This is a genomic window from Kibdelosporangium aridum (genome assembly GCF_900176515.1).
Taxonomy (GTDB): domain Bacteria; phylum Actinomycetota; class Actinomycetes; order Mycobacteriales; family Pseudonocardiaceae; genus Kibdelosporangium; species Kibdelosporangium aridum.
This window is the reverse complement of sequence record NZ_FWXV01000003.1, coordinates 174,641-200,655: the sequence shown is the minus strand read 5'-3', so window position 1 is coordinate 200,655 and position 26,015 is coordinate 174,641. Positions and strand designations below refer to the sequence as shown.

Annotated in this window: 23 protein-coding genes and 1 pseudogene; 13 read left to right on the top strand and 11 right to left on the bottom strand. The window is 64.8% G+C overall.

The annotated features are described in order from the left end of the window. A complete protein-coding gene (locus B9C43_RS19935) occupies positions 1 to 1,629 on the bottom strand; it encodes a sulfatase-like hydrolase/transferase (RefSeq protein WP_084428454.1) in 1,629 nt (542 codons plus the stop codon). A 325-nt stretch (positions 1,630 to 1,954) separates the two neighbouring features. On the opposite strand from B9C43_RS19935, the gene B9C43_RS19930 reads away from it, so the two are divergent. Genes B9C43_RS19930 through B9C43_RS19910 form a run of 5 tightly spaced genes read left to right on the top strand, consistent with a single transcriptional unit; the run spans position 1,955 to position 8,207 of the window. Further along, entirely contained in the window at positions 1,955 to 2,479 is a 525-nt protein-coding gene (locus B9C43_RS19930) for a DUF4365 domain-containing protein (RefSeq protein ID WP_084428453.1), read from the top strand. Next, positions 2,476 to 3,477, top strand: coding sequence for a hypothetical protein (locus B9C43_RS19925; protein WP_084428452.1), 1,002 nt, complete (start codon positions 2,476 to 2,478; stop codon positions 3,475 to 3,477). The genes B9C43_RS19930 and B9C43_RS19925 overlap by 4 nt, the downstream gene beginning before the upstream one ends. A gap of 3 nt (positions 3,478 to 3,480) precedes the next feature. Next, a complete protein-coding gene (locus tag B9C43_RS19920; RefSeq protein WP_084428451.1) occupies positions 3,481 to 4,101 on the top strand; it encodes a hypothetical protein in 621 nt (206 codons plus the stop codon). Between the two features lie 2 nt (positions 4,102 to 4,103). Continuing rightward, the gene (locus B9C43_RS19915) at positions 4,104 to 7,184 is read left to right on the top strand and encodes an ATP-binding protein (RefSeq protein WP_084428450.1); all 3,081 of its coding nucleotides are present in this window, start codon (positions 4,104 to 4,106) and stop codon (positions 7,182 to 7,184) included. Between the two features lie 6 nt (positions 7,185 to 7,190). Further along, complete coding sequence (locus B9C43_RS19910; protein WP_143446463.1) at positions 7,191 to 8,207, top strand: MsnO8 family LLM class oxidoreductase; 1,017 nt, start codon at positions 7,191 to 7,193, stop codon at positions 8,205 to 8,207. On the opposite strand, the gene B9C43_RS19905 is transcribed toward B9C43_RS19910, so the two are convergent. Next, complete coding sequence (locus B9C43_RS19905; RefSeq protein ID WP_084428448.1) at positions 8,155 to 9,090, bottom strand: sigma-70 family RNA polymerase sigma factor; 936 nt, start codon at positions 9,088 to 9,090, stop codon at positions 8,155 to 8,157. The genes B9C43_RS19910 and B9C43_RS19905 overlap by 53 nt on opposite strands. Before the next feature lie 39 nt (positions 9,091 to 9,129). On the opposite strand from B9C43_RS19905, the gene B9C43_RS19900 reads away from it, so the two are divergent. Beyond that, positions 9,130 to 9,711 carry a DinB family protein gene (locus B9C43_RS19900; RefSeq protein WP_084428447.1) on the top strand — a complete coding sequence of 194 codons (582 nt, stop codon included), beginning with the start codon at positions 9,130 to 9,132 and terminating at the stop codon, positions 9,709 to 9,711. Positions 9,712 to 9,786: 75 nt separating this feature from the next. Here B9C43_RS19900 and B9C43_RS19895 read toward each other — a convergent pair whose 3' ends face one another. Genes B9C43_RS19895 through B9C43_RS19885 form a run of 3 tightly spaced genes read right to left on the bottom strand, consistent with a single transcriptional unit; the run spans position 9,787 to position 12,734 of the window. Continuing rightward, positions 9,787 to 10,422, bottom strand: coding sequence for a response regulator (locus B9C43_RS19895; RefSeq protein WP_033390744.1), 636 nt, complete (start codon positions 10,420 to 10,422; stop codon positions 9,787 to 9,789). After that, positions 10,419 to 11,597: a sensor histidine kinase gene (locus B9C43_RS19890; RefSeq protein ID WP_084428446.1), complete on the bottom strand. Its 1,179-nt coding sequence runs from the start codon at positions 11,595 to 11,597 to the stop codon at positions 10,419 to 10,421. The genes B9C43_RS19895 and B9C43_RS19890 overlap by 4 nt, the downstream gene beginning before the upstream one ends. 18 nt (positions 11,598 to 11,615) lie before the next feature. Continuing rightward, complete coding sequence (locus B9C43_RS19885) at positions 11,616 to 12,734, bottom strand: DUF418 domain-containing protein (RefSeq protein ID WP_033390750.1); 1,119 nt, start codon at positions 12,732 to 12,734, stop codon at positions 11,616 to 11,618. 181 nt (positions 12,735 to 12,915) lie between these two features. On the opposite strand from B9C43_RS19885, the gene B9C43_RS19880 reads away from it, so the two are divergent. Then, entirely contained in the window at positions 12,916 to 13,602 is a 687-nt protein-coding gene (locus B9C43_RS19880; protein WP_084428445.1) for a M15 family metallopeptidase, read from the top strand. Positions 13,603 to 13,652: 50 nt separating this feature from the next. Here B9C43_RS19880 and B9C43_RS19875 read toward each other — a convergent pair whose 3' ends face one another. Next, positions 13,653 to 14,417, bottom strand: a complete 765-nt coding sequence (locus tag B9C43_RS19875) for a hypothetical protein (protein WP_143446462.1) — start codon at positions 14,415 to 14,417, stop codon at positions 13,653 to 13,655. A 250-nt stretch (positions 14,418 to 14,667) separates the two neighbouring features. Here B9C43_RS19875 and B9C43_RS19870 point away from each other — a divergent pair, with 250 nt between their 5' ends. The 6 genes from B9C43_RS19870 to B9C43_RS19845 all read left to right on the top strand — a co-directional run bounded on the left by B9C43_RS19870 (position 14,668) and on the right by B9C43_RS19845 (position 22,913). After that, positions 14,668 to 18,327, top strand: a complete 3,660-nt coding sequence (locus B9C43_RS19870) for a nitrate reductase subunit alpha (protein ID WP_084428443.1) — start codon at positions 14,668 to 14,670, stop codon at positions 18,325 to 18,327. Beyond that, positions 18,327 to 19,859 carry a nitrate reductase subunit beta gene (gene narH, locus B9C43_RS19865; protein WP_084428442.1) on the top strand — a complete coding sequence of 511 codons (1,533 nt, stop codon included), beginning with the start codon at positions 18,327 to 18,329 and terminating at the stop codon, positions 19,857 to 19,859. The genes B9C43_RS19870 and narH overlap by 1 nt, the downstream gene beginning before the upstream one ends. Further along, positions 19,856 to 20,434 carry a nitrate reductase molybdenum cofactor assembly chaperone gene (narJ, locus tag B9C43_RS19860; RefSeq protein ID WP_084428441.1) on the top strand — a complete coding sequence of 193 codons (579 nt, stop codon included), beginning with the start codon at positions 19,856 to 19,858 and terminating at the stop codon, positions 20,432 to 20,434. Before narH ends, narJ begins: the two co-directional genes overlap by 4 nt. Next, positions 20,431 to 21,105: a respiratory nitrate reductase subunit gamma gene (gene narI, locus B9C43_RS19855; protein WP_084428440.1), complete on the top strand. Its 675-nt coding sequence runs from the start codon at positions 20,431 to 20,433 to the stop codon at positions 21,103 to 21,105. The genes narJ and narI overlap by 4 nt, the downstream gene beginning before the upstream one ends. Next, positions 21,098 to 22,405 (top strand): MFS transporter, encoded by a 1,308-nt coding sequence (locus B9C43_RS19850; RefSeq protein ID WP_084428439.1) that lies wholly within the window; start codon positions 21,098 to 21,100, stop codon positions 22,403 to 22,405. The genes narI and B9C43_RS19850 overlap by 8 nt, the downstream gene beginning before the upstream one ends. A gap of 67 nt (positions 22,406 to 22,472) precedes the next feature. Continuing rightward, on the top strand, positions 22,473 to 22,913 hold the full coding sequence (locus tag B9C43_RS19845; protein ID WP_084428438.1) for a GNAT family N-acetyltransferase: 441 nt from the start codon (positions 22,473 to 22,475) through the stop codon (positions 22,911 to 22,913). On the opposite strand, the gene B9C43_RS19840 is transcribed toward B9C43_RS19845, so the two are convergent. The 5 genes and pseudogenes from B9C43_RS19840 to B9C43_RS19820 form a co-directional block, all read right to left on the bottom strand. Next, on the bottom strand, positions 22,861 to 23,328 hold the full coding sequence (locus B9C43_RS19840) for a GNAT family N-acetyltransferase (protein ID WP_200825616.1): 468 nt from the start codon (positions 23,326 to 23,328) through the stop codon (positions 22,861 to 22,863). The genes B9C43_RS19845 and B9C43_RS19840 overlap by 53 nt on opposite strands. Then, the gene (locus B9C43_RS19835) at positions 23,325 to 23,630 is read right to left on the bottom strand and encodes a hypothetical protein (protein ID WP_084428436.1); all 306 of its coding nucleotides are present in this window, start codon (positions 23,628 to 23,630) and stop codon (positions 23,325 to 23,327) included. The genes B9C43_RS19840 and B9C43_RS19835 overlap by 4 nt, the downstream gene beginning before the upstream one ends. Positions 23,631 to 23,887: 257 nt before the next feature. Beyond that, a pseudogene (gene rnhA, locus B9C43_RS19830) lies at positions 23,888 to 24,340 on the bottom strand (ribonuclease HI); the annotation flags it as partial. Positions 24,341 to 24,408: 68 nt separating this feature from the next. After that, the gene (locus B9C43_RS19825) at positions 24,409 to 25,554 is read right to left on the bottom strand and encodes an RNA polymerase sigma factor (protein ID WP_084428435.1); all 1,146 of its coding nucleotides are present in this window, start codon (positions 25,552 to 25,554) and stop codon (positions 24,409 to 24,411) included. Positions 25,555 to 25,562: 8 nt separating this feature from the next. After that, complete coding sequence (locus B9C43_RS19820) at positions 25,563 to 25,973, bottom strand: YciI family protein (protein WP_084428434.1); 411 nt, start codon at positions 25,971 to 25,973, stop codon at positions 25,563 to 25,565. Positions 25,974 to 26,015 lie beyond the last annotated feature (42 nt).

The window sequence follows — 26,015 nt, the reverse complement described above, 5'->3', positions numbered from 1 at the left end:
TCACCGGGTCGGCGGGTGCGGGCCGAACGAGGTCAGGAACCGGTCGCGGAAGTCCTGCATCGGCCAGACCGGAGCCTCCTGGCCAGGGTTGAGGCCGTCGTGCCAGCCCCAGCTCGCGGTCCGCTCAAGCACCGCCGGGTCCTTCGCCACGATCGTCACAGGGACGTCGCGAGTCGCGTCATCACCCGTGATCACCGGCGCGGGCTGATGGTCACCCAGGAACACGACTACAAGGTTGTCGTCGCCGTATGTCTGCACGTACGAGATCAACGAGTTCAGCGAGTACTGAATGGACTTGGCATACGCCGCCCGGGTCTTGCCCGCGTCGTTCCACACCTCTTCCGGCTTGGTGCCGTTTTCGGCCTGCGGAATGAAGATCGACCCGTCGCCGACGGCGTTCCAGTCGACCATCTCCGGCAGCGGGACGAACGGGGTGTGGCTGGAGACCAGGTCGATCTCGGCCATCACCGGCTTGCGGTCGGTCTTCGCGCGCTCGTTGCGCTGGAACGCCGAAAGCGTGTACTGGTCGGGCATCTGGGCGTAGAAGAAGTTCTTGCCCTTGTAGCCCGAGGTGTGGGAGTCGTAGTACGAGTCGTAGCCGTAGACCTTGCCTTCCGGCCACGGCTTCATGTTCTGCGGCACGACTCCGACGGTCTTCCACCCGGCCCGCTTGAAGGCCTGGCTGAGCGTGAACCGGTCACTGCCGACAAAGGTGTCGTAACGCTTCTGGTTGTTGATCAGCACACCGGACTGCAGCGTGGAGTGCGCGAGCCAGCTGCCGCCGCCCGAGGTCGACGAGGTGATGAACGCACTCTTGGACTCGAACCCGGCGGCCCGCAACTTGGTGGTGCCCGCGTCAAGGACGGAGTCGATGGCAGGGGACAGTTCGGGATCCTGGATGGCGACCTGGCCGTAGCTCTCGACGAACGTGATGATCACGTCCTTGCCGCGCAGCCCGGTCAGCAAGTCGCTGCCCGGCACATCCCGGAACGCGTCGACGGACGCTTCCGCGTTGTAGGCGTTGGAATCCTGCAGACTCGATCCGACCTGCCGCGCATGGTCGTATGCCAACGCTGCTGCACTGTGGCTGGCAAACGGCTGTCCAAACGCGGCAGCCGCAACCCACACAACGCCCAACACAGCCAATGCACGCGTCGCTGCCGTCGGCCGCCCCGCAACCACACGGGACAACCGCATCGCTGACAACGCCATCAGCACAACGAGCACAACGGCCAGGATCGAGATGCCGATCGCGGCGGCAACAGCCCCGCCCTGCCCGATCGCACCGGCAAGGAACTCAAAGCCCGGTCCCAGGAAACTCCAGTCGAACACGGGGTCGAACGGGCGAGCCAACGTCGTGTAGAAGCCCATGTCGAAGAGCTTCCAGATCAACAGGATGCCCAGCAGCGACCCGAGCACGACGGCGGCGATCCGCCGCGGTTTCGGCGGCAGCACGAGCACAAGCGCGACGCCGACCAGCCCCTCGAGCGGAATCTGCAAGATCGACCACGGACTCAGCTTGCTGAGCTCGTTCGGCGCGACCAAAGCGAACAGCACGAACAGGAACGCCAGCGCCGTGATCACCCTTGCCGCGATCCGACGCCACTTCGGCACACTGTCCGTACTCATCAACTGCCCTCCGATGCTCATCTGCCAAACGAACTTTCGCAGGCAGCCGCCACTAGGAGTACGGACAGCGCCAGAGCGAGGTTCACCGCCACGCCAAGTTACCGGTCGCCCCGGAGCGTGATCCCGCGGGACGGTGCTCGCTGTTAGTCGAGTGCGTTCCGGGCCGCGGAGGTATCCGCGATCAACGATTCGTCATCGCAGGTGAATATCGATCTTGTCATAGGAAATGTTGATCTGAGCTGGTGGTCCGTTCGGGTTCATTGTGCTGACACGAATGTGTGAACTTGCGTAAGCTGCGTCTCGCTGCCACAGCCGGGGAGGTCGTGTGCTAGATGCCCGGAATCATCAGGGCAAGTTCGGTGAGGACTACGTCAGGGCGCTCGCGTCAGCGGCCGGTTTGCTTGTGTACCAGCATGATCTGGATCAAGATGGAGTTGATCTCGGATTCCGGCTGCCCGGAAGAAGCACCGGTGTCGCCTCGCCGTGTATCGAGGCGCAGATCAAATCCTGGTCGCGCGGTGAAATCAAGCACGGCGTCTCGGAATGGTACTTCAACGGTCTCAATGAAGCGCAGTTCAACCGCATCGCGGGTGACGATTTCACCGTGCCGAGATTCCTTTTTCTCGTCCGTGTTCCGCCGGACAACGTGGACTACGTCGAGTTCACCACGGAGGGCATGCTCCTGAGGCATCTTGCCTATTACTGCTCGCTTCGGCTGGAGTCGCCGATCGAACATCCCGACAAAAAGCGCAAGCGTCCCGTCCGGATACCCGTGGCGAACGTCTTGACCACGCGCAGCCTGCTGAACCTCGTCCGGTCAGTCGAACTGATAGCGCGGAGTACAGCGTGACGAGCACGCTCACCGTGACCGACATAGCCGGCTACTTGCGGGACAGCGGCTGGCAGCAACGCCAGGAGCGGTGGCGAGGTGCGTCCATCTGGGTCTACGAAGAGCAGTACGAGGTACTCGTCCCCGCCCGGGATGGGATGGGGGACTCGGACCTGCGGGTCCGGCAGATCGTGGACACATTGGCCCAGGTCGAAGACCGACCGACGGGCGAGATCGTTCTCGACATCCGGATGCCGTGGTCTGACACCCAAGTGATCACGATGTTTCCACACGGCCTGCCTTCAGGGTTCACCACGTTGCGAGGTGGTCTCCAGGCCCTCACAGGTGTGGAGGGCGCGCTGCGTGCGGCGGCACAGTCGGTTCGTGGGGACGTCCCTGCGGATGTCGAACGTCTACTGGGCCGCGTGCAACTGGGCCCCGCGCGAGCCGGTAGCTACATCCTGCCGGTGCGAGTACCCGTCGACGACGACGATGCCCTTGGTCGTCAGGTGACCCGACGGCTGCATACTGCGGTTTCTCTGCTGAGCAGGGCCCAGCCGGATCCGAATGACCTGAGGGAAGCCGAGATCCCCGCGGAGTTGTGCGAGTCGGTCAGCCGGTTGGGCAACAGACCGTTCGAGATCGGATTCCGTTGGGCCAGAGCCATCCCATCGGACTTGCCGACGGTCGCGTACACCTTCGCTGAAGGCGCGGCCACCGTGATTCGAGCGGCCGCGGAGCAGTTGCGCCGGATGGGCGACCCCGCAACCGTGACCTTGACGGGTGTGATCCAAGGGCTGCGGGATGACGAATCCCGCGACGACAGATGGTCGATCGAGGTGCGTGGCACAGGGCGTCGAGCCGTATGGGTTCGGCTGCCTGACCGCGCCACGTACGACGCCGCGATCGCCGCTCATCGCGCTGGGCGCCAAGTTCGCGTACGCGGCGAGATGAAGACACTCGGTCGCCGGGCGGAACTGCTCGCCGGACCGGACGGATTCCAGCTACTGGAGGACTGACGCATGTCCGAACCGAAACTGGGGCTTCCGCACCGAGCGATCTTGCTCGCGTTGATGGCGGAGGCGCGGGAAGTCTCCAATACCGAGCTCAAACAGCGCTGGAACCTGACGATGACCAAGCCGCACCGCGTCGCGCTCAACAAAGCGGGCCTCATGGTGAGCAACGAGAACACCACGCCCTATCGCCACGAGCTGACCGAGCGCGGTTGGAAATGGTGCTCTGACGAGCTTTCTGCGGAGATTCCGGCTCGCGCGGGATCAGTGGGTGCGGCTCTCTACGCGGTGCTCGCCGGCGTGAACCGCTACCTAGATCGTGAAGGCCTCGCGCTCAGTGACTTGTTCAAGTCAGAGAACCAGATTCCCGATCTGGAGGACCGTATTCGCCGCGCGTACGAGCGGTTGGCTGACCGTCCCAAGGCATGGGTGCGTCTCAAGGACCTTCGTCCCTTGCTTGGCAACGCACCTCGCGACGCGGTCGATGATGTGTTGCGGCACATGGATGGAACCGCTGACGTCACGATCATTCCTGATGCTGATCAGAAGAATCTAACCGCGGAGGACCGGGCTGCCGCAGTGCGGATCGGCAACGAGGACAATCACATGCTGGCGATCGGTCGAGCGTGACCATGGACGAGCACAAGGCTTTGGCACAACTGCGGTTCGAGGCGCCTCTGACCGAAGAGGACGTTTGGCATTCAGGTCAGGCCCACGTACGAGGTCTGCACAGGGCTGCCCAACAGATGGTGATGGACCGGGTCAGGGATGCAAGCCGAAGCAACGGGCCTAGCCCGATCGGTGTCGTGCTGAGCGGCCGCGCCGGCGCGGGTAAGACACACATACTCGGCTGGGTACGCCAACAGATGGCACGCGAAGGCGGCTACTTCTTCCTGAGCAATCTGGGTGATGGCAGTGGATTTTGGGCAAATGCCTCGGAAGCGCTGTTGCAGGGGCTGGGTCGCGACGGCGAAGACGGGTTGAGCCAACTGTCCACCTTCCTACGCAGGCTCTGTACTGCTGCGGGTGTTCTGCCGTCGCTGACCGATGCGATCATCGGCAATGCACCGTTGACACCGGGCGGACTCGATGAATTCGTTGGCTCATTGCGAGGGCTCAACCGGCAAGTCGCGATGGAATGCCAAGATGCGGCGCGTGCTCTGGCGTTGGCAGCGTCTGTCGATGTGCGGGAAGCGAATGTCGGGTATGACTACCTGACGTCGTCGGGTGAAATGCGAGAGGAAGACCGTCGCCGTTGGGGCTTTCGGGCAAAGCCACATGAGGCACGCCGGGTGGTGTCCGACGTGTCCAAGCTGCTTGGCCTCACCGGGCCCAGCGTCGTCGCTATCGACCAGATCGACACCCTGGTGACGCTGGCTCAAAAATCGGCTGTCGCGGGGGTGGTTGACAGGCAGATCGCGGAGATCGCGGACGGTCTGATGCATCTACGTGAGGTGACCAGGCGGACACTGACGATCGTTGCATGTCTGCCACAGTCATGGACTCTCATCGAGACGACGGCCACCGCGTCGGTCCCTGATCGATTCACGCTGGCCCCCGAATTGTCCAGGATCACAGACGTCGAACTGGGCAGGGAGTTGGTGACCGCGCGGCTGGGGCAAGCGTATGAGCGGATCGGTTTCACCCCTCCACATCCAACGTGGCCGGTGGCCCCTTCTGCTTTCGACGATGTCAAGGCCTATACACCTCGGCAGGTGCTGACCAGCATCTCCCAGCATGCCCAGACCTGTGTCCAACGCGGAAAGGTGACTGAGCTGACGAGCTTCGCCGAAAGTTTCGGCGAAGAGTCCGTCACGCTGCCTGCACCAACGCCGGATGTCGACTACGAACTGTTCGATACCCGGTTCGCCAAGTTGAAGCAGGACGCTGACATTCTGGCGCCGCTGAACCCAGATCTGGAGAACCGGGTGATGCCGGCGCTGCTCTTCGCGGGGCTGACGGCCTGGGTTACCGAGCGTGGACCAGGGCAATCCTGGTCGGTGGATCCAGCACCGGGCGCGAAGCCACCCTTACACGCGCGGCTGCGCCTCATCCTGGACAAGGAGACCGATGATCAGGCCCACTGGTCGTTCCGGGCCATCGCACACCCCCGTGCGCAAGGAGCATTCCCCAGGCTTGACAAGGCCTGCGACGCGGCCGGTATCAACCTCGGCGTCCCTGGCCGGGCATTGATCCTGATCCGAAACATCGATTGGTCCCGCGGACAGGAGACCCGGCGGTTGCTGTCCAATGTCGAGAAGACCGGCGGCGCGTCGGTGCCGATCACCGAGGACGACTTGAGAACGTTCCACGCCCTGCGACAAATGCTGAGCGAGGCGAAACCGGGCCTGTCCGACTGGCTGATCGCTCAACGACCCGCAAGCAGAACGGAGTTGTTCTCCGCGGTCCTTCCGGTGGACGTCGAAGCGTTGATCGAGGACGCCGAACCGGTCAGATCGACTCAGCCCGCGGACGACTCTGATGGTGCGGCGCGAGTGCCGGTTGGCCGGCTACTTGCCGACCAGTCGTCGGTGAGTGTTCCGCTTGAGTCGCTGCGCAAGCACGTCGTGATCTTCGCCGGATCGGGTTCCGGTAAGACCGTGCTCATCCGGCGGCTTGTCGAGGAGTGTGCGCTGCTTGGCGTCTCGTCGATCGTGCTCGATCCGAACAGTGACCTCGCCAGGCTTGGTGACGCGTGGCCCGAGTTGCCTGTGGCCGAGGACAAAGACAAGGCAGACGAGTACTTGCGTGACACCGATGTGGTGGTGTGGACGCCAGGTCGTCCAGGTGGACGGCCGCTTGCGTTCGAACCGTTGCCGGATTTCGCCAGCGTGCTCGACAATGCGGATGAGTTTGAATTCGCAGTGCGGGAGGCAGCGGCCGCGCTCGCACCGAGAGCGCGGGTCGACGGCAATACAGACAAAGCCAAATGGGGCAAAGCTGTGCTGACGCAGGCGATCGAGCACTACGCACGCTGCGGCGGCCGGAGCATGACCGGATTGATCAACATCCTTACCGATCTGCCTGAAGGCGTGAGCAATCTGACAGGTGCTGCCAGCATTGCCGCACCATTGGCGCAGAGCCTGCGCGCCGAGATGGTGAACGACCCCCTGCTGGACGACAAGATCGACAAGATCGATCCGGGAGTTCTGTTCACACCCGCGGCGGGCAAGCGTGCCCGCGTGTCGGTGATCAACCTCGAAGCACTGGCAGCACCCGAGCAAAAACAGATCTTCGTCAACCAGCTTCAGCTGGAGCTGTTCAGCTGGGTCAAGCGCAACCCCGCAGGTGACCGGCCGCTCGGCGGTTTGCTGGTGATGGACGAGGCGCAAGAACTGGCTCCGGCGACCGGAAAGACGCCCAGCACAGCCAGCAGCATCAGGCTGGCGCAGCAGGCCAGGAAGTTCGGCCTTGGCTTGATCCTTGCCACTCAGGCGCCGAAAGCCATCCACAACCAGGTATCCGGCAACGCGACGACCCAGTTCTTCGGACGCTTGAACCATCCGACGCATATCGAGGCAGCACGGGATTTGGCTCGGGCAAAGGGCCGGGACCTGCCGGATCTCGGGCGGCTGTCGGCTGCGGAGTTCTATGTGACCGGCGAGGGCATCGCCTTTCAGAAGGTACGCACCCCCTGGTGCCTGACACATCACCCACGTAGTGCGTTGACGTCCGACGAGATCATCGATCGCGCTCGCCGGAACAATGAGTGACGTGGCGTGCGCGACGCTGGGGAATGCGCGTGGCGCGGACGCGTTGACCTTGGTGTGATACCGGCCAAGTTGTCCATTCTGGACCGTTCGAGCAATCGGGTGGGCAAGAGCAATGCGCAGGCGTTGCGGGACACCGTGCGGTTCGCGCAACAGGCCGAAGCGCTGGGGTATCACCGGTTCTGGGTTTCCGAGCACCACAGCGTGCCCGGTGTGGCCGGGTCGGCGCCGACTGTGCTCGCGTCGGCGATCGCGGCGGCCACGTCGACGATCCGGGTTGGCACGGGCGGTGTGATGTTGCCCAACCACCAGGCGCTGGTGGTCGCTGAGCAGTTCGGGGTGCTTGAGTCGCTTTTTCCCGGTCGTATCGATATGGGTCTTGGGCGTTCTGTCGGGTTCACCGATGGTGTGCGGCGGGCTCTTGGCCGGGACAAGGACGCGGCGGAGGATTTCGGCGCCCAGGTGAAGGACCTGCTGGGCTACTTCACCGACGGTCATGACGGTGTGCATGCGTACCCGGCGGAGGGTCTTCGGGTGCCTGCCTTCGTTCTCGCGACCGGTGCGGGCGCTGACATCGCCGCTGACCTGGGCCTTCCCGTGGTGGTGGGCGGCCCGAAGATCGAGCCGACGGTCGCCCGTTACCGGGAGCGGTCACGCGATCCGTACGTGATCCTGGCGGTGAATGTCGCCGTCGCGGACACCGCCGAGCAGGCCAAGCGGCTGCTGCTGCCCGAGGCGTGGTCCATGGTGTACTCCCGCTCACACGGCGTTTTCCCGCCCCTGCAGCCCGTCGAGAGCATCGACATGAGCCCGCGCGAACGGGAGCGGGTTGAGCGTGGCCTGCAAGGCCAGATCTACGGCACCGAGGACGAAGTCATCGCGGCTCTGGACCAGCTGCCCGAGGCCGACGAGCTGCTGATCACGCTGAGCACCTTCGACCGTGACGAGATGCTTGCTTCCTACAGCCGTCTGATCAGGGCAGTGACGCGGGCAACTCGAACTGCCGGAAGTGCTCCGGCCCGATGAACGACGTGATCTCGGCGATCCGGTCACCTCTCATCGTGAACACGTTGATCGACCATGCCTGGCCGTTGAGGTAACCGGCCACGGCTGGCTGCCCGTTGGCGCTGATCGCCACGTGCTGCCACGACCCGCAGGTGAACGGCACCTTGATGGCGTGTCCCATGACCGCGTCGATGCCGCTGTACCAAGCCGGGAGCGGCGGCATGGACCACGTGACGTCCTCGGTCAGCAGCGCGACCAGGGCGGCGGCGTCCCCGCGCTCCAAGGCGCTCGAGTACTTGGCGACAATCTCCTTCAACGCCGCATCGCCTTGCTGCTCAGTGCGGGATGGGGCCTTCTCCGCGATGATCTTGCGTGCCCGCGCCAGCGCGGAATTCACGGAAGCCGTTGACGTGTCCATGATCTCCGCGATCTCGGCCGCGGAGAACTTCAGCACCTCGAAGAGGACCAACGCGGCGCGCTGATTGCCCGGCAAGTGCTGCAGCGCGGCGACAAACGCCAGTTCGACGCCCTCGCGCTGCTCGTAACGCGCATCCGGGTACGGCTCCAGCCACGCGATCTCCAGCGCGCTTTGGTCCAGCACGGTGTGCTCACTCGCCGGGCCGATATCCATCGGCATGGCCCGTTTGCCCCGGGTTTCGGCGATGTCGAGGCACGTGCGGGTGGCCACGGTGTACAGCCACGTCCGCAGCGAGCTACGACCCTCGAACGAGCCGAGCTTGCGCCAAGCCTTGATGAGCGTGTCCTGCAGCGCGTCGTCCGCGTCATGCGTCGAGCCGAGCATGCGGTAGCAGTGCGCGTGCAACTCCCGGCGCAACGGCTCGACCAGGCGCGTGAACGCCTCGTCATCGCCTTGCCGCGCTCGCTGAAGAAAAACTTCGCTCACAACCGACGATTCTGCCGTACGACCGCCGTCTCACTGGGCATGAAAGAAGATCTGCACCACTACCTGCGGGATATCCGGAACGTCATGGTCTGGAAGCTGCACGGACTGTCCGACCACGACATCCGCCGCCCACTCACCCCGACCGGCACGAACCTGCTCGGTCTCGTCAAACATCTGACGACGGTCGAACTGCTCTACTTCGGCTACGCCTTCGACCGTCACTTCCCCGAAGAAGTGGCGTGGTTCCGGCGGGACGCCGATCCGAACATGGACATGTGGGCGACGGCCGACGAGTCGCGTTCGTACATCGTCGGCGTCTACCAACGCGCGTGCGCCCACGCGGACACCACGATCGAGGAACTCCCGCTGGAGACCGTCGGCAACGTGGAATGGTGGCCGGACAGCAAACCCACGCTGCATCGTGTTCTGGTGCATGTGATCGCCGAGGCGAACCGGCATGCCGGACACGCCGACATCGTGCGGGAACTCGTCGACGGATCCGTGGGTCTGCGGGAGGGCAACGACTTCATGCCACCCGTGGACAAGGCGTGGTGGGACGACTACCGGGCCAAGGTGGTCGAGGCCTCAACGTGCGCGGTACCTCAGCACGACGATGCCTGACTTGAGCGTGCCGCCAGCGGGGTCGTCGACCTCGCTGGCCGGCCAGTCCTGCAAATTTCACGCTGCCGATCCAGCTCAGGTGATGATGCCGCGCTGGTAAGCCGTGGCCACCGCGGAGGCCCGGTCGGGTACCTCAAGCTTGGCGTAGATGTGCAGCAGGTGCGTTTTCACGGTGGCCTCGCTGATGTACAGCGCGGCTGCGGCCTCCCGGTTGGTCTTGCCCTGCGCGATCAACGTGAGGACCTCACGCTCCCTGGCACTCAGCTGCGCGGCAGTCAGTGGCTTTTGTGGACGGACCCGACTGAGCAGAAGCGCTGCCACCGAAGGGGAAAGCACGCTCTCGTTGCGAGCCGCGGCCCGAACAGCGCGGAAAAGCTCTTCCCGCGGCGCATCTTTGAGCAGGTATCCGATCGCGCCGGCTTCGACGGCGGGCAACACGTCGGAGTCCGTGTCGTGCGTGGTCAACACCAATACCCGGGCGGAGGGAACGCGTTCCCGCAGAAGGCGGATCAGCGTGGCACCGCTGGGCTCCGGCATACGCAGGTCCGTCAGCACGACATCGGGCTGGCTTGCCTCGACCACGGTCAAAGCTTCAGCACCCGACGCGGCCTCGTTGACGATCTCGAAGTCGGGTTGCGTGCCGAGCATGCCGCGCAGGCCGTCACGCACGACGGGGTGGTCGTCGACAATCACAAGACGTATCGGCGTCATTGGTCCACCTCGATCATCGGCACACTGACGCTGACCGCCGTTCCCGTTCCGGGCGCGGACTCGATCTCCACTGTGCCGGATAGTGAGCGCACGCGTTGACGCATCGCGGTGAGCCCGAATCCGTTGACCGACTGAGGGTCGAAGCCGGTTCCGTCGTCGCGTACGTCGAGCACGATCACATCCTCCATGTACGACAGTGTGACGTCGACTCGTTGTGCCTTCGCGTGCCTGCTCGCATTGGCCAGTGTTTCCTGCACAGCGCGCAGGATCGTGACTTCGACTTCGGCGTGCATCGGCTGAGGCGTTCCGGTCATGGTGAACGTCGTCGCCGGGATGTCGTGCTGCGCACGCCACGTTGCCACGGCTTGTTCCACCGCGTCGCTGAGCCGCGTGTCGTGCAGCGGGCCGGGCCGCAGGGCTTCGATTGACCTGCGGACCTCGACGAGGCTGGTCCGTGCCAGCTGCCGGGCCGTGTCGAGTCGGCTACGCGCCGGGCCTGCGGGAGTCAGCGCCTCGGCGGCCTCCAGTTGAGTGACGATCCCGGTCAGCCCTTGTGCGACCGTGTCGTGGATCTCGCGGGCCATCCGGGCACGTTCCTCCGCGATCCCGGTTTCCTTGGCTCGTTCCAGCAGCAGTGCGTGCAGCTTGGCGTTCTCCGCGGCCACGGCGACGAGCCTGCTGTTCGTCTCCCGTCGCCTGATCGCCTCCTTTTCCATCGTGCGGATGGACCAGCCGAGCAACGCGGCGAAGGGCGTGACCACGGCGAAATTGAGCACGTCGGGCCCAGTGAGCACGAACCACGGGGTGTTCGCGAGGACCACACCGACATACGCCCACCACCCAGGTAGGGCGACGAACGCGAGCACGTAACACATAGGCACGAACAGCTGGAAACTGTCGCTCCGCAATACAAGCACCGACGTGAACACCAGCAGGCCGACGAAGTACACCGGCATCGCCACGATCCTGCGTTCCCACCACTGTGGATGCGCGACGATGAACCATCCGTGCCACAGCCCCAACCCGGCCGCGATGGCCAAGCTGATCAGTCGATGGCCCCAACTGGTCGGATCGAACGCCACCGACAAGGCGCACGCCAGGGCGAGCAACGCGTACGGAGCGAGCGCCCAGGCCAGGTTCCATCGTCGTTCCAGTTGCTGTTCCACCGACGTCACGCTGCCCAGCCTTTCAGTTCAGCGCCGGTACGTCAGGCTTCGCAACAAAACCTCCGCCGGGCCGCGCTTGCCCATCCGCCGCAACTGGTCGGCGAGCAGCACAGAGACCAGCCACGTGCCGATGGCGACCAACGCGACCTCGGCTGACCCCAGCACGCCACCCAACCCCAGCGTGTACGGCATCAGCAGCGCCACGAACACCACCGACTGGAACAGATAGCAGCTGAGCGAGCGTTGCCCGCACGCACTGATGGCCCTGACGACCGGCCCGCTCCGTTTCTTGGTCACGAACAGACCGATCAGCGCGGCGTAACCCAGTCCGCCAGCCACGCCGGTGACCGAGTGCAGAGCTGACAGCGTCCACATGACCACCTCGGACGTCGGCGTCCAGAACCGGCCGACTACAAGGCCCATCGGCAATCCACCGACCACCGCCAACGCGAGCCCGATGACGGCAGCCCGTGTCAGCAAAGCGCGATGCTGCTCAGGCGCGGCTAGCACACCGCGCCGCGCCGCCCAGATGCCAACCAAGGCGGCACTGCCGACACCGAGAATGCCGAACGGGGTGAACACCCATTCCAGCGGGCGCAGGAGCAACGCGGTGACGGGATCGTCGACCTCGAAAGACCAGAAGAACTCGCGATCGGCACTGTACGACGCCGTGGTGTAGACGAAGCCTTGGACGACGGCGACGACCAGGAGCCACCACGCGGCGACAGTCAGCAACGTCCGGTCCTTGGCGCGCATGCAGGCCAGCAAAATGAAGCCCAGAACCCCGTAGAGGCCAAGGATGTCAGCGGGGAACAGCAGCACGGCGTGGACGAACCCGAACGCGATCATCCACCGGAGTCGCCGCCGCACGACTTTTTTGCCGTCGTTGTCCGGAAGGCGCCGGAGCATCTGCACGACGCCGTACGCGAACATGGCCGCGAACATCGGATATCCGCGTAACTCGACCAAAGTCACGTTGAGCACGCTCACGACGCGGTCGAGCATGTCGTGCTCGAAGACATGTTGTCTCGGGCCGTAAGGCCTGCCGTAGAGGTAGAACGTCGAGTTGGCCAACGCGACCAGGACGAGCATCGTCCCGCGCGCGAGATCTGGCGCGAGCGACCGTTGGGTTTGATTCAGCAACATGGGCTTGAGCCTGCCGACGTGACGGCGGCCGGACATCGACGTGCCGGCTGAGCCGGGACATCCACCGCGGTGTACCGGGAATCAACCGATCGGTGGATGTGCCCGATCCAACCGGCCCCTTCCACAGTGGAGATTCTCGGATCTTGCCAACCTCGCGTGCTCGAGCGGGCGTGTAGGAGGCATGGGGAGAATTGCGAAACTCATATCGACAGTGGTTGTCGCGGCATCTGTGGGGCTGGGCACTGGGGCGACGGCCACTGCGTCCGAGCAGCACATCCGGCTGGACGCGCCGGCGGAGAGCGGACTTCCGCCCTACGTCGCGGTGATCAGTCCGGTGACGGCCGAGCGGCTGGGCAAGAGCTGGCGGCCGGAGTGTCCGGTCGGGCCGGACCAGCTGCGGCTGATCAACCTCAGCGTGCTCGGTTTCGACGGCAAAGTCCATCGGGGCGAGCTGATCGTGGCGAAGGCCGTTGCCACCGAGATCACTTGGACGTTCGCGGACCTGTACTTCAACAGGTACCCGATCGAACGCATGGAGACAGTGGAGAAGTACGACGCGGACGACGACAAATCCATGGAGGCCAACAACACCTCAGCCTTCAACTGCCGCAGTATCACCGGCGGCACGGCGTGGTCGAACCACTCATACGGCCGCGCAATCGACATCAACCCGGTACAGAACCCGTACATCTCGTCCCGCGGCAACGTATACCCGCCCAACGGGGCACCTTACGTCGACCGCACCCGCAACGACCCCGGCATGATCCACGCCGACGACTCGACCGTACGCGCGTTCGAAAGCCGTGGCTGGGACTGGGGCGGCTACTGGACGACTCCGATCGACTACCAGCACTTCGAGAAGCCCTGACAGCATGGGGAGGCTGCCACGCGGGGCAGCCTCCCCACCAGAAGCAACTGTTACTCGGCTTGAACCTGGCCGCCTCTCCGGGCGAGGGTCACGAAAGCACACACAAACAGCAACCCTGCAACCAGGACGATCTGGACCACTGTGGACAAGGACAAGGCGCCGATGACCAGGAGCACGGCCGCGAGTGCGGCGACCAGCAGGCTGCGTTCCCACCACGCCAGGACAGCCAGCACACTGACCAGGAGCAGTTGGTCGGCCCGGCAGCTCGTCCATGTGGCCAGCAGACCCGTCGCGCCGACGGCTACGGTCACCACGCTGATCGCGGTGAGAACGGACTTCCCGCGCCCCAACTGGAAGTAGACCCAGGCAGCGGCGCACAGTCCGATCGCGAGCAGCGAACCGGCGACCGTCGGCGCCGCTTCCGGCGCCCGCTCGGCGATCCACATCATGCACGAGAACGCCACAACGGCCACCACGCCACACACCGCGGCCAAGGCGAACGGTCGCACTCGGCCCGATCCATGCGCGTACCAAGCGATCACGGCAAGGAAGACGAATGCTGTCCCGAAGATCCAGTATTCGAGATTGGGCGTGGACAACCAGCCTGAGGGGCCTACCTGAGAGCCCACCGACAACAGTCGCTGTTCATAAGCCCGCGACATTTCCAAGCCGTACAGCGTGGCCGTCGACGTGTCACTCGGGAAGAAGGTCGTGTCCAGGCGCCACCCGTCCTGGATGAACGCGGCATTGCCGAGTGTCAGAAAACCCAGCAGCGCCAACGGAAACCAGAACCCTAGCCGCCCGCGTGTCGTCATGCCCGTCAGCGTATCGGCATGGCGCGTGCGGTGTACCGCTTTCCGGGATGAATACCTGTGACCTAGGGGGAATGCTTCGGTCTTAGGGCAAACGTGTCCATTGACGGCAATTTGGAAGCAGTCCAGCTTAAGAAGTGACCGCCCCTGGCGAGACGGGCAACCGTCGGGCCGGGAGGGCGCGCGCGGTCGACGTTCGGCGCGATAGCCAGATCCGAGTTGTCCAAGCGGGCCCAAGCGTGCGGGAGCTGAGATGCCCTGGCGAACCACCAAGTCGGGAATGGATGGCCAGATCGCCGAAATGCTGGTGCGTGCCGGGCGCTACCTCCGGCGAGCGCCGACATCCGCCGATCTGCGGTCGGTCTACTTGACCGGTGGCCGGGAAGCTGACGCGGAAGTACGGCAGCGCATGCACCACGACACGGTCGTGCGCTCGACACATGGCGTGAACTGCACGGGATCGTGCTCGTGGAAGATCTACGTCAAAGACGGAACGATCACCTGGGAAGAACAGCAGACGGACTACCCGTCGGTCGGGCCGGACCGTCCGGAGTACGAGCCACGAGGTTGTCCACGAGGGGCAGCGTTCTCGTGGTACACGTATTCGCCGACCCGTATTCGTTACCCGTACGCGCGCGGGGTCCTGCTTGAGGCATACCGCGCCGCGAAAGCGAGCGTCGGCGATCCCGTGGCGGCGTGGGAAAAGGTCGTCGCCGACCGGCGCACATACCAGCGGGCGCGGGGAAAAGGCGGTTTCCTGAGGACGAGTTGGGACGAGGCCGTCGAGATCGTCGCGGCGGCCCATGTGTCCACGATTCGACGCTACGGGCCGGACCGGATCGCGGGGTTCTCGCCCATTCCGGCGATGTCAATGGTGTCCTACGCCGCGGGCAGCCGGTTCTTCTCGTTGATCGGCGCCTCGATGCTCTCGTTCTACGACTGGTACGCGGACTTGCCGGTCGCCTCGCCGCAGGTGTTCGGTGATCAGACCGATGTACCGGAGTCCTCAGACTGGTGGGATGCAGGGTATCTGCTGGTCTGGGGCTCCAACGTTCCAGTCACCCGTACTCCCGACGCGCATTGGCTGGTCGAGGCACGCTACCGCGGCCAGAAGGTCGTCGTGGTGTCGCCGGATTACTCCGACATGGTCAAACTGGGTGACGAGTGGTTGCCCGCCCAGCCCGGGACGGACGGCGCGCTCGCGATGGCGATGGGCCACGTGATCCTGTGCGAGTTCTTCGTACAGCGGACCGTGCCCCGGTTTGTCGACTATGCCACCCGTTTCACCGACCTGCCGTTCCTCATCACGCTACGAGAACACGGAAACGCCTACGTGCCGGACAAGTTCCTTACCGCGGCCGATCTGCCTGGGTCGGAAGCCGACGCCGAAGCCGCGTTCAAGACCGTGGTGCTGGACGAGCGAACCGGCGAACCGGTCGTGCCCAACGGTTCGGTGGGCTTCCGGTACGGCACAACCGGACGATGGAACCTCGAGCTCGGGGACACCAAGCCGCTCCTGACGCTCTACAATGGACCGTCAGTGGGTGTGGAACTGCCTCGGTTTGACGGCGCCGACACGGTACTGAGTCGAGGTGTGCCCGTGCGCCGGATCGGCGAGCACTTGGTGACCACGGTGTTCGATCTCGTTCTGGCTCAGTACGGAGTGAAAAGGCCAGGTCTGCCCGGCCGGTGGCCACAGTCCTATGCGGACACGAGCGAGCCGTGCACACCCGGTTGGCAGGAACAGATCACATCGGTGCCCGCAGCAGCCGCCGAGCGCGTCGCCCGGGAGTTCGCCGCGAACGCCGAGCAGTCCGGTGGCAGGTCGATGATCGTCATGGGATCGGGCTGCAACCACTGGTTTCACTCGGACACGATCTACCGTTCGTTCCTCGCGTTGCTGCTACTCACCGGATGCCAGGGGGTGAACGGCGGGGGCTGGGCGCACTACGTCGGACAGGAGAAGGTCCGCCCGCTGACCGGCTGGGCGCAGCTCGCGTTCGGCCTTGACTGGGCTCGTCCGCCCCGGCAGATGGCCGGTACGCCGTTCTGGTATCTGGCAACCGATCAATGGCGGTACGACAGTTTCTTCGCCGACGCGTTCGCGTCCCCGCTCGGCGGGCAGCGATTCGCTGGCAAGACTGTGGCCGACTTGATCGCGCGGTCCGCCAGATCCGGCTGGATGCCGTCGTATCCGACGTTCAACCGCAACCCGTTGGATTTGGCGGCCGAGGCACTGGCGGCCCGGCCGGACGATCCAGCCGGGCACGTCGTCGACGAACTGATCGCAGGGCGCTTGCGTTTCGCAGCGGAGGATCCCGACGCACCCGAGAACTGGCCCCGTGTGCTGACGGTGTGGCGGGCGAACCTCATCGGGTCGTCCGGCAAGGGCCACGAGTACTTCCTGCGTCACTTGCTAGGCGCAGACGCTGCTGTGCGTGCTGATGAGGTAGGTCCGGACGGTAGGCCGACGGAAGTGGTATGGCACGACAACGCACCCGAAGGCAAGCTGGACCTGTTGCTCTGCCTTGACTTCCGAATGACCAGCAGCACAATGTTCGCCGATATCGTGTTGCCCGCGGCGACCTGGTACGAGAAACACGACCTGTCCAGCACTGATCTGCACCCCTACGTGCACGCGTTCAACCCGGCGATCGCGCCGCCGTGGCAGACCCGCACCGACTTCGCAGCTTTTGCGGCCATCGGCCGCGCGTTCAGCAAGCTGGCCAAAGATCATCTAGGAGTGCGCCGTGACTTGGTCGCCGTGCCGTTGACGCACGACACCCCTGATGAGCTCGCCAACCCGCACGGTGTCGCACGTGATTGGCACGCAGGCGAATGCCCAGCGGTGCCCGGCGTGACTATGCCGCGGTTGGTAGTAGTCGAGCGCGACTATCCGTCGGTGGCGGATCGGATGGCCGCGCTCGGCCCGCTTGCCGAACGGGTCGGTGCGACCACGAAGGGCGTCAACTACGACCTCAGCGACGAAGTAGAATACCTGGCTCGCCACAATGGACTCACACCAGCCGGGCGGCCCTCGTTGGCCACGGACAAAGACATGTGCGAGGCGATCCTCGCGATGTCCGGTACCACCAACGGCAAGCTGGCGGCGGCGGGCTTCGTGGACCTTCAGCGGCGCACTGGTGTCGTACTCGACGATCTCGTTGAGCACACCCGCGCCCAGCAACGAATCACGTTCGCGGACACGCAGGCGGGTCCGGTGCAAGTAGGCACATCACCGGAGTGGTCGGGAATCGAGGCAGGCGGGCGCCGGTACGCGCCGTTCACCCTGAACGTCGAGCGGGCCAAACCGTGGCACACGCTCACCGGGCGGCAGCACTTCTTCCTCGACCACGACTGGCTGATCGAGATGGGCGAGCAACTGCCGATCTACCGGCCGCCACTCGACATGGCGTTGTTGTTCGGCGAACCGGAGATCGGCGCCCGCAGCGAACTGGGGATCACCGTCCGGTACCTCACCCCGCACTCGAAGTGGTCGATCCATTCGGAGTACCAGGACAACCTGCTGATGCTGACGCTGTCACGCGGTGGACCGACGATCTGGATGAGCCCGTCCGACGCCGACAAGATCGAGGTGCGTGACAACGACTGGGTGGAAGCGGTCAACCGCAACGGGGTGGTGGTCGCCAGGGCAACCGTGTCACACCGGATGCCTGAGGGGACAGTCTTCCTGTATCACGCCCAGGACCGGTTGGTCGGTGTGCCGCGCAGCGAGACGACCAGTCGCCGTGGCGGCGCGCACAATTCGTTGACCCGCTTGCTAATCAAGCCCAGCCATCTCGTCGGCGGGTACGCCCAACTGTCCTTCGCGTTCAACTATCTGGGGCCGACCGGCAATCAACGCGACGAAGTCACCATGATCCGCAAGCGCCGTCAGAAGGTGGACTACTGATGAGAGTCCTCGCGCAGATGGCAATGGTGATGAACCTCGACAAATGCATTGGCTGTCATACCTGTTCGGTCACGTGCAAGCAGGCATGGACGAACCGGCCGGGCGCGGAGTACGCCTGGTTCAACAACGTCGAAACTCGTCCAGGCCAAGGATTTCCCCGTACGTACGAAGATCAGGGACGATGGCGCGGTGGGTGGACGCTCAACCGGCGTGGCCGCCTCACCCTCAAGGCGGGCGGACGGCTGCGCAGGCTGTTGCGGATCTTCGCCAACCCGCGGCTGCCGGCGTTGCGCGACTACTACGAGCCTTGGACGTACGACTACCAGAACCTGATCTCCGCACCCTCCGGCGACGACATCCCCACGGCACGACCGGTGTCACTCACCGACGGCGAGCCTGCCACGATCACGTGGAGCGCCAACTGGGACGACAACCTTGGTGGCGGACCGGAACTCGCAGTGCACGATCCGGTGTTGCGAGCCATGTCCGAGCGGATCAAGCTGGAGTTCGCCCAGACGTTCATGTTCTACCTGCCCCGCATCTGCGAGCACTGCCTCAACCCGTCGTGCGTCGCGTCCTGCCCGTCCGGTGCGATCTACAAACGAGCCGAGGACGGGATAGTGCTTGTGGACTCGAACACGTGCCGCAGCTGGCGGATGTGCGTCACCGGATGCCCGTACAAGAAGGTGTTCCTCAACCACCGCACCGGCAAGGCGGAGAAGTGCACGTTCTGCTTCCCTCGGATCGAGCAGGGCATCCCGACGGTGTGCGCGCAGACCTGTGTCGGCCGGTTGCGGTACATCGGTGTGGTTCTCTACGACGCCGACAGAGTACTCGCCGCGGCGTCGGAACCGGACGAACGCGCCCTGTTCGAAGCGCAGAAACAGGTTTTGCTCGACCCGGCTGATGACGAGGTGCGGCTCGCGGCGGCGCGGTCCGGGATCTCGCCGGACTGGATCGAAGCGGCACAGCGATCCCCGGTCCACAAGCTGATCTTCGACTTCGGGCTGGCCCTGCCCTTGCATCCGGAATACCGGACGTTGCCGATGGTCTGGTACATCCCGCCGCTCTCACCAGTGGTGGACGCGTTGCGCGACACCGGGTTCGACGGCGAGGACGCCGCGAACCTCTTTGCCGCGGTTGACGCGTTGCGTATTCCGATCGAGTATCTGGCGTCACTGTTCACCGCAGGCGATCCCGAGCCTGTGCGGAACGTGCTGTGTCGCATGGCCGCGATGCGTGCGTACATGCGTGATACCACCCTTGGCGGGACAGCGAACGAGTCGATACCCGTATCAGTAGGGATGACCGGCCCGCAGATGCGGGACATGTACCGACTGCTTGCCATCGCCAAGGCTGAAGACCGGTATGTCATCCCACGCGGCCATGCCGAGCCGAGTGACGTCCACGATGAGGGCTGCTCCCTCGACGTCGCCGGTGGGCCCGGCATGGGTAGCGGCCGGGTTGATTTGTTCACCTGGGACGGTAAGAGCCGGCCAGCCGGATTGTTCCGAGAACGGGACGCGACATGAAGCCCTTGCAGCTGGCGCATTTCGTTGCCGATACCGTGCTCAGTTATCCCGACGAGGACATGCGCGGGATGCTCCCGTCCTTGCGCGCCGTCACAGCGACGTTGCCGGATCGGTTGGCCGACCCGCTCGGCTTGACTCTGTCGTACTTGGCAGGGACCGAGTTGTCCACTGTGGCTGCTCACTACGTCGAGACGTTCGACCTGCGGCGGCGGTGCTGCCTCTATCTGACGTACTACACGCACGGCGACACCCGGCGTCGTGGCCAGGCTTTGCTGCGGTTCCGGCGGTCGTATCAGGCTGCGGGCCTGCGGGTCACCGACGAGGAATTGCCCGATCACCTCGCGGTGGTGCTGGAGTTCTCGGCGGCCGGGTACACAAAGGACGCTGTCGAGCTGCTCGTGGCGCACCGCAGCGGACTGGACTTGTTGTATCGTGCGCTGTCCGGGCTGGGTTCGCCTTACGCCCATGTCATTTTCGCTGTGCGGGAGACTCTGCCGTCAGCCAGTCCCCACGATGCGTTGGCCGCGCGGCGACTCGCCGAGCAGGGACCGCCTGTTGAGCAGGTGGGACTATGAACACCGCGCTGTGGGTGGTGTTGCCGTACATCGCGCTCACCACGTTCGTCCTCGGGCACTTGTGGCGGTACCGCACGGACAAGTTCGGCTGGACAGCCCGATCCAGCCAGTTGCATGAACAACGCTTGTTGCGCTGGGGGAGTCCGTTGTTCCACTACGGGATCCTGGTCACCGCGCTCGGCCACGCCGCAGGTCTTCTTGTCCCAGCCAGCGTGACAGAGGCGCTCGGTGTGCCTGTGGCGCTCTACAAGCTCGCGGCCTTCGTTCTTGGCGGCGTGGCAGGCATCGCGGCCTTTGCCGGACTGGCGATCCTGATCTATCGACGGCTCACCGTGCGAGCAGTGGCACGCAGCCGCGTGTTCGGCGACACGGTCATGTACACGCTGCTCACCAGCACAATGCTCCTGGGGTTGGGGATCACGCTGTTCGGTGGCGGGCACGAATACCGCGCAACGGTGGCACCGTGGTTCCGGTCCATCTTCGTGCTGCAGCCGGACATCGACGCGATCGCCGGTGCGCCGCTCTGGTTCAAGGTGCATGCCCTGACCGCGTGGATGCTGATCGCATGCTGGCCATTCACCCGGCTGGTGCACGCTTTCAGCCTGCCGCTCGGCTACTTCACCCGGCCGTACATCCTCTATCGCGGCCGCGAAGGGAGTCGGCGTGCGTGACCGCTGGATCACCCACTGGGAACCGGAGGACTCGCAGTTCTGGGAGCGTTCCGGCAGGCGGATCGCCCGGCGCAACCTCATCTTTTCCATCTTCGCCCAGCATCTGGGCTTTTCGGTCTGGCTGATGTGGAGTGTCGTCGCGGTCCATCTCCCGGCCGTTGGATTCCCGTTCAGCGCGGATCAACTCCTCTGGATCGTCGCGGTACCCAACCTGGTCGGTGCCTTCATGCGACTGCCTTACACAGCAGCGGTCGCGTACTTCGGCGGTCGCACGTGGACAGTCGTCACCGCGGTTGTTCTGCTGATCCCTCTCGCGCTGCTGATCTACTGCGTGACCACGCCAGGCACGCCGTACTGGATGTTCCTGCTCGCCGCTGCGACAGCCGGGCTCGGCGGTGGCAACTTCGCGTCGAGCATGGCCAACATTTCCTACTTCTATCCCGAGCGGCACAAGGGATCCGCGTTGGGCATCAACGCGGCGGGCGGCAACATCGGTGTCGCGGTGGTGCAGGTGGTCATCCCACTGGTGATCGGCATCGCCCTGCTGGGCGCCGCGCAGCGACCGGGGTTGTACCTGCAGAACGCGGCCACTGTCTACGTGATCCCGGTGGTGGCCGCGGCGATCTGCGCATGGCTGTACATGGATGACCTGGCGGTCGTGCGGGCCAGAATCGGAACGCAGCTTTCCGCACTGCGCAGCAAACACACGTGGGTGATGTCGTTTCTCTACATCGGCACGTTCGGTTCGTTCATCGGCTACTCGGCGGCGTTCCCGCTGCTGATCAACACGCAGTTCACCGGTGACGGGCAGTACGTGTCGTTTCTCGGCCCGCTGATCGGATCGCTGGCGCGGCCGGTAGGTGGCTGGATGGCGGACAGAGTGGGCGGTGCGAAGGTGACCGCGTGGACGTTCCTCGGCATGGGGTGCGGGACGACAGGCGTGTTGCTGAGTCTCGCCGCGAAGTCGTTCCCGCTATTCCTGGTGTCGTTCCTGGCCTTGTTCGTGTTGAGCGGAATCGGCAACGGCTCGACCTACCGCATGATCCCCGCGATCTTCCTGGCCGAAGCGGGCGGCCTCGTCGCGCGGGGACAGACCCAGGCCGCCGCGGTGATCGGTCTCGCGTCCGCCATCGGTGCGCTCGGCGGTTTCCTCATTCCGCGCGGCTTCGGCATGTCCATCACACAGACCGGGTCAATCATTTCGGCATTGCTGGTTTTCCTGGCCGGATACGCCGTGTGCCTTGCCGTGACGTGGTGGTTCTACTTGCGGTCCCCGGCACCGAGCTTGACAGGAGTGTGAAGTGGCCTTCTGAGAAGGTGGATAGATGGCACTTTGACGATGCCACTCCGTGGGCGAGGCTGGCCCTATGAACGTGAAGGAACTCGACGACTCCACGACCGAACTCGCATACCCCGCGATGCGGGAACTCCGGCCACACCTGAAAAACGCGGCCGAGTTCGTGGAACGGGTCCGCCAACAGCGCACGGAAGGCTACCGCCTCGTGGGCGCGTTCGATGCTTCCGGTGCAGTGGTGGCCGTAGCGGGCTTCCGTACAGGGAACAACTTGGCGTGGGGCCACTTCCTGTACATCGACGACCTGTGCACGCGGCCTGAGGCGCGGGGTCAGGGGCACGCGAGCGCACTGTTGGAGTGGGTCGATTCGGAAGCGTTGCGGCTGGGCTGCCAGCAGGTGCACCTGGACTCCGCGACCTACCGTCACGACGCACACAGGCGCTACCTCAAGTCCGGGTACGTCATCCCCGCGTTCCACTTCGGCAAGGCAACTCCGTCAGGTCCTTCGTCATGAACACCCGGCTCGGACCTGGAGGGTTGGATGGGATCTCGCCGAACTTCTGCCATCCGTTTCGCTGATAGAACTCAGGCGCCTGAAAACTGATGGTGTAGAGCACAGCGGTGCGGCATCCACGCCTGCGGCCCTCATCCTCAGCCTGTCGCAGGATCTCACTGCCAAGCCCAGCGCCGCGAAGTTCGGACGGCAGGTAGAACAGATCCACGAACAACAAGCCCAACGAAGTACGACCGGTCAGGCCGCCGACCACTCGCTGCGTGTCCGGATCCCTGACGAGGACGGCGAGAGCACGGCGGTCGTTGATCCCCGCCTTGAGAACGTTGAACTCGTCGAGCCCGTCCGAGATCAGCGCCACGTCATCCGGTTCGGGGGAGTCGGTGACGAAAACGGTCGGCTGCCGCATGGGTGTCATGCGGCAGCCGTAGCGGCGGGGTCCGACATTTCTGGTGACGGTGGCTGATCCTGGCGGTCATCCGAGCGAGTGATACCGCCTGATGACAGCCGGTTGACGCTCACCTCGCGGTAGCCACCGACTGCTGTGGTCAGCGAAGGGTGCTGGTTCGTGCCTCGGCGCAGCTCTCGCAACCACTGGTGTGAGATCACGTAGGAAGGCAGAATCGGCAGGCAGAAAACCCCATTCGCGCCCTTCTTGATGCCTGATCGTACGATCCCACGGACGTTCTTCTCCGGGGTGAGATGCACGAACAAGGCCATCAGCTAGAGTAAAGCCTGGCTCAGACCGAGAACAACCCTTGATCGACATCAGCGTCGCCGCGGTGATGCACGCAACGCCCACCACCGCTGGCAACCGTGCACCGCTTTCCGTTCGCCTGCATGGCACCACATTGGAGCGCGGGGTCGTGTACATGGCATAGGCCGGACGGTCCCGCGTTCGTCTGACACGGTGCGCCTGCACGAGTTGTCGCCTGACAGCGTTGGGTCTGCTTGGTTCGTTGTTTTGGGATTACTGCGCCTGTTCCGGATGCTTCCTGCGCACCGCGAACCGCCAACTGGTCCGCTCGCTCATTCTCCGGGTGACCCGCGTGCCCCTTGACCCAGAACCACTGCACTTCATGGGCCGCAGCTGCTTCCTCAAGTTGCTGCCAGAGGTCGACGTTCTTCACCGGCTGTTTCGCGCTGGTCCGCCATCCATTGGCCTTCCACTTCGGCAACCACGAGGTGATGCCGTCTTTCACGTAGGTGCTGTCGGTGTAGATCCGCACCACCGACGGACGCGTCAACGCCTGAAGCGCCTGAATGGGAGCCATCAGTTCCATGCGGTTGTTCGTCGTCGTGCCAGATTCGCTGCCATACAGTTCTTTCTCGTGGCGCCCGTACCTCAACACGGCACCCCAACCGCCCGGCCCGGGGTTCCCGATGCACGCTCCATCCGTGTAGATCTCCACGACGCGATCACCCTGCACGCAAACGACTTTATCGGTCTTCGTCCGACGTAGGCGAAGTTGTCCACAGGGTTGTCCACAGTCGACCGTCAGCGGCGTACGGGGGCGTTGAGCCGGGCGGCCTGGCGCGCGAGGTGGTCGCGCTCGGCGAGGTTGGGTGCCTTGTTGGCCGCCTCGGCGTACAACCGTGCCGCTGTGGCGAGGTCACCGTCGCGCTCGTGGAGGTATGCCGCCACTGCGGCGTGACGCGGCAGCGAGTCGTCCAACGCCGCGAGCGCCGCTAGTCCGGCACGCGGTCCCTCGGCCTCGCCGACGGCGACTGCGCGGTTGAGCCGGGCGATTGGGCTGTCGGTGAGACGCACGAGTTCGTCGTACCACTCGACGATCTGCTCCCAGTCCGTTTCCGCCGCGGTGGGCGCGTCTGCGTGCAGTGCCGCGATTGCCGCCTGGGCCTGGAACTCGCCCAGTTGGTCGCGGGCCAGCGCCGCCTGCAGGATCTCGACGCCCTCGGCGATCGACGCTGTGTCCCACCGGCTGCGGTCCTGTTCGGCGAGCGGTATCAGGCTGCCGTCGGGTGCCGTCCGGGTAGCGCGTCGGGCGTGGTGGAGCAGCATGAGGGCAAGCAGCCCCGCCACCTCGGGATGGTCGATCGCGGCCGCGAGTTGCCGGGTCAGCCGGATGGCCTCGGCGGCGAGGTCCACGTCGCCGGAGTAGCCCTCGTTGAAGACCAAGTACAGGACGCGTAGCACGGTGGCGACGTCGCCGGGCTGGTCGAACCGCACTCCTGACACTGTGCGCTTGGCGCGGGTGATGCGCTGCGCCATGGTCGCTTCGGGCACCAAATAGGCCTGGGCGATTTGGCGGGTGGTCAGTCCGCCGACGGCTCGCAGCGTGAGCGCGACCGCGGACGACGGCGTCAGCGACGGATGGGCGCAGAGGAAGTAGAGCTGGAGTGTGTCGTCCACCGAAGGCGCGGGCTCGGGCGCTGGCTCCTCGTCGACGAGATCCTCACGTCGGCGGCGGGCGGCGTCCGCGCGGGTCGCGTCAAGGAACTGACGCCAGGCCACGGTGATCAGCCACCCCTTAGGGTCCCGCGGCGGGTCATCTGGCCAGACACGGACCGCCTTGACCAGCGCCTCCTGCACGGCGTCTTCGGCTGCCGCGAAGTCGGCTCCGCGGCGGACGATGATCGCGAGCACCTTCGGCGTGAGGCTCCGCAGCAGTACCTCGTCCATCTGGGAAGTCATCCCGTGATGATGTCGTGCGCCGGGCCGTAGAACGGGCGCAGTTCGAGCCACTCGTGGATCGGTTTTCCGCCCGCCCCAGGGGCAGCCGACAGTTCCCCGGCCAGCTCGACCGCGCGCTCGTAGCTGTCGACGTCGATCACCATCCATCCGGCGATGAGGTCCTTGGTCTCGGCGAACGGGCCGTCGGTGACCGGCGGGCGGCCCTCGCCGTCGTACCGGACGAACGTGCCCTCGGGCGCCAGCGCCTGGCTGTCGACGAACTCGCCGGTCTGCTGGAGCTTGGCCGCGAAGTGGCGCATGTACTGCACGTGCGCCGAGACCTCCTCCGGCGTCCACTGGTCCATCGGCACGTCGTTGACCGCCGCGGGCGCGCCCCGGTAATGCTTGAGCAGCAGGTACTTGGCCATCGTCAGTTCTCCTCCGCGTCGATCCGCTCGATAGGTGCTTTC

Bases quoted from the DNA above. Each gene is read 5' to 3' on its own strand.
- B9C43_RS19935 (WP_084428454.1), bottom strand. From the start codon at position 1,629: ATGAGTACGGACAGTGTGCCGAAGTGGCGTCGGATCGCGGCAAGGGTG.
- B9C43_RS19920 (WP_084428451.1), top strand. From the start codon at position 3,481: ATGTCCGAACCGAAACTGGGGCTTCCGCACCGAGCGATCTTGCTCGCG.
- B9C43_RS19915 (WP_084428450.1), top strand. From the start codon at position 4,104: ATGGACGAGCACAAGGCTTTGGCACAACTGCGGTTCGAGGCGCCTCTG.
- B9C43_RS19900 (WP_084428447.1), top strand. From the start codon at position 9,130: ATGAAAGAAGATCTGCACCACTACCTGCGGGATATCCGGAACGTCATG.
- B9C43_RS19895 (WP_033390744.1), bottom strand. From the start codon at position 10,422: ATGACGCCGATACGTCTTGTGATTGTCGACGACCACCCCGTCGTGCGT.
- B9C43_RS19885 (WP_033390750.1), bottom strand. From the start codon at position 12,734: ATGTTGCTGAATCAAACCCAACGGTCGCTCGCGCCAGATCTCGCGCGC.
- B9C43_RS19880 (WP_084428445.1), top strand. From the start codon at position 12,916: ATGGGGAGAATTGCGAAACTCATATCGACAGTGGTTGTCGCGGCATCT.
- B9C43_RS19875 (WP_143446462.1), bottom strand. From the start codon at position 14,417: ATGACGACACGCGGGCGGCTAGGGTTCTGGTTTCCGTTGGCGCTGCTG.
- B9C43_RS19870 (WP_084428443.1), top strand. From the start codon at position 14,668: ATGCCCTGGCGAACCACCAAGTCGGGAATGGATGGCCAGATCGCCGAA.
- narH (WP_084428442.1), top strand. From the start codon at position 18,327: ATGAGAGTCCTCGCGCAGATGGCAATGGTGATGAACCTCGACAAATGC.
- narJ (WP_084428441.1), top strand. From the start codon at position 19,856: ATGAAGCCCTTGCAGCTGGCGCATTTCGTTGCCGATACCGTGCTCAGT.
- narI (WP_084428440.1), top strand. From the start codon at position 20,431: ATGAACACCGCGCTGTGGGTGGTGTTGCCGTACATCGCGCTCACCACG.
- B9C43_RS19845 (WP_084428438.1), top strand. From the start codon at position 22,473: ATGAACGTGAAGGAACTCGACGACTCCACGACCGAACTCGCATACCCC.
- B9C43_RS19840 (WP_200825616.1), bottom strand. From the start codon at position 23,328: ATGACACCCATGCGGCAGCCGACCGTTTTCGTCACCGACTCCCCCGAA.
- B9C43_RS19835 (WP_084428436.1), bottom strand. From the start codon at position 23,630: ATGGCCTTGTTCGTGCATCTCACCCCGGAGAAGAACGTCCGTGGGATC.
- B9C43_RS19825 (WP_084428435.1), bottom strand. From the start codon at position 25,554: ATGGACGAGGTACTGCTGCGGAGCCTCACGCCGAAGGTGCTCGCGATC.
- B9C43_RS19820 (WP_084428434.1), bottom strand. From the start codon at position 25,973: ATGGCCAAGTACCTGCTGCTCAAGCATTACCGGGGCGCGCCCGCGGCG.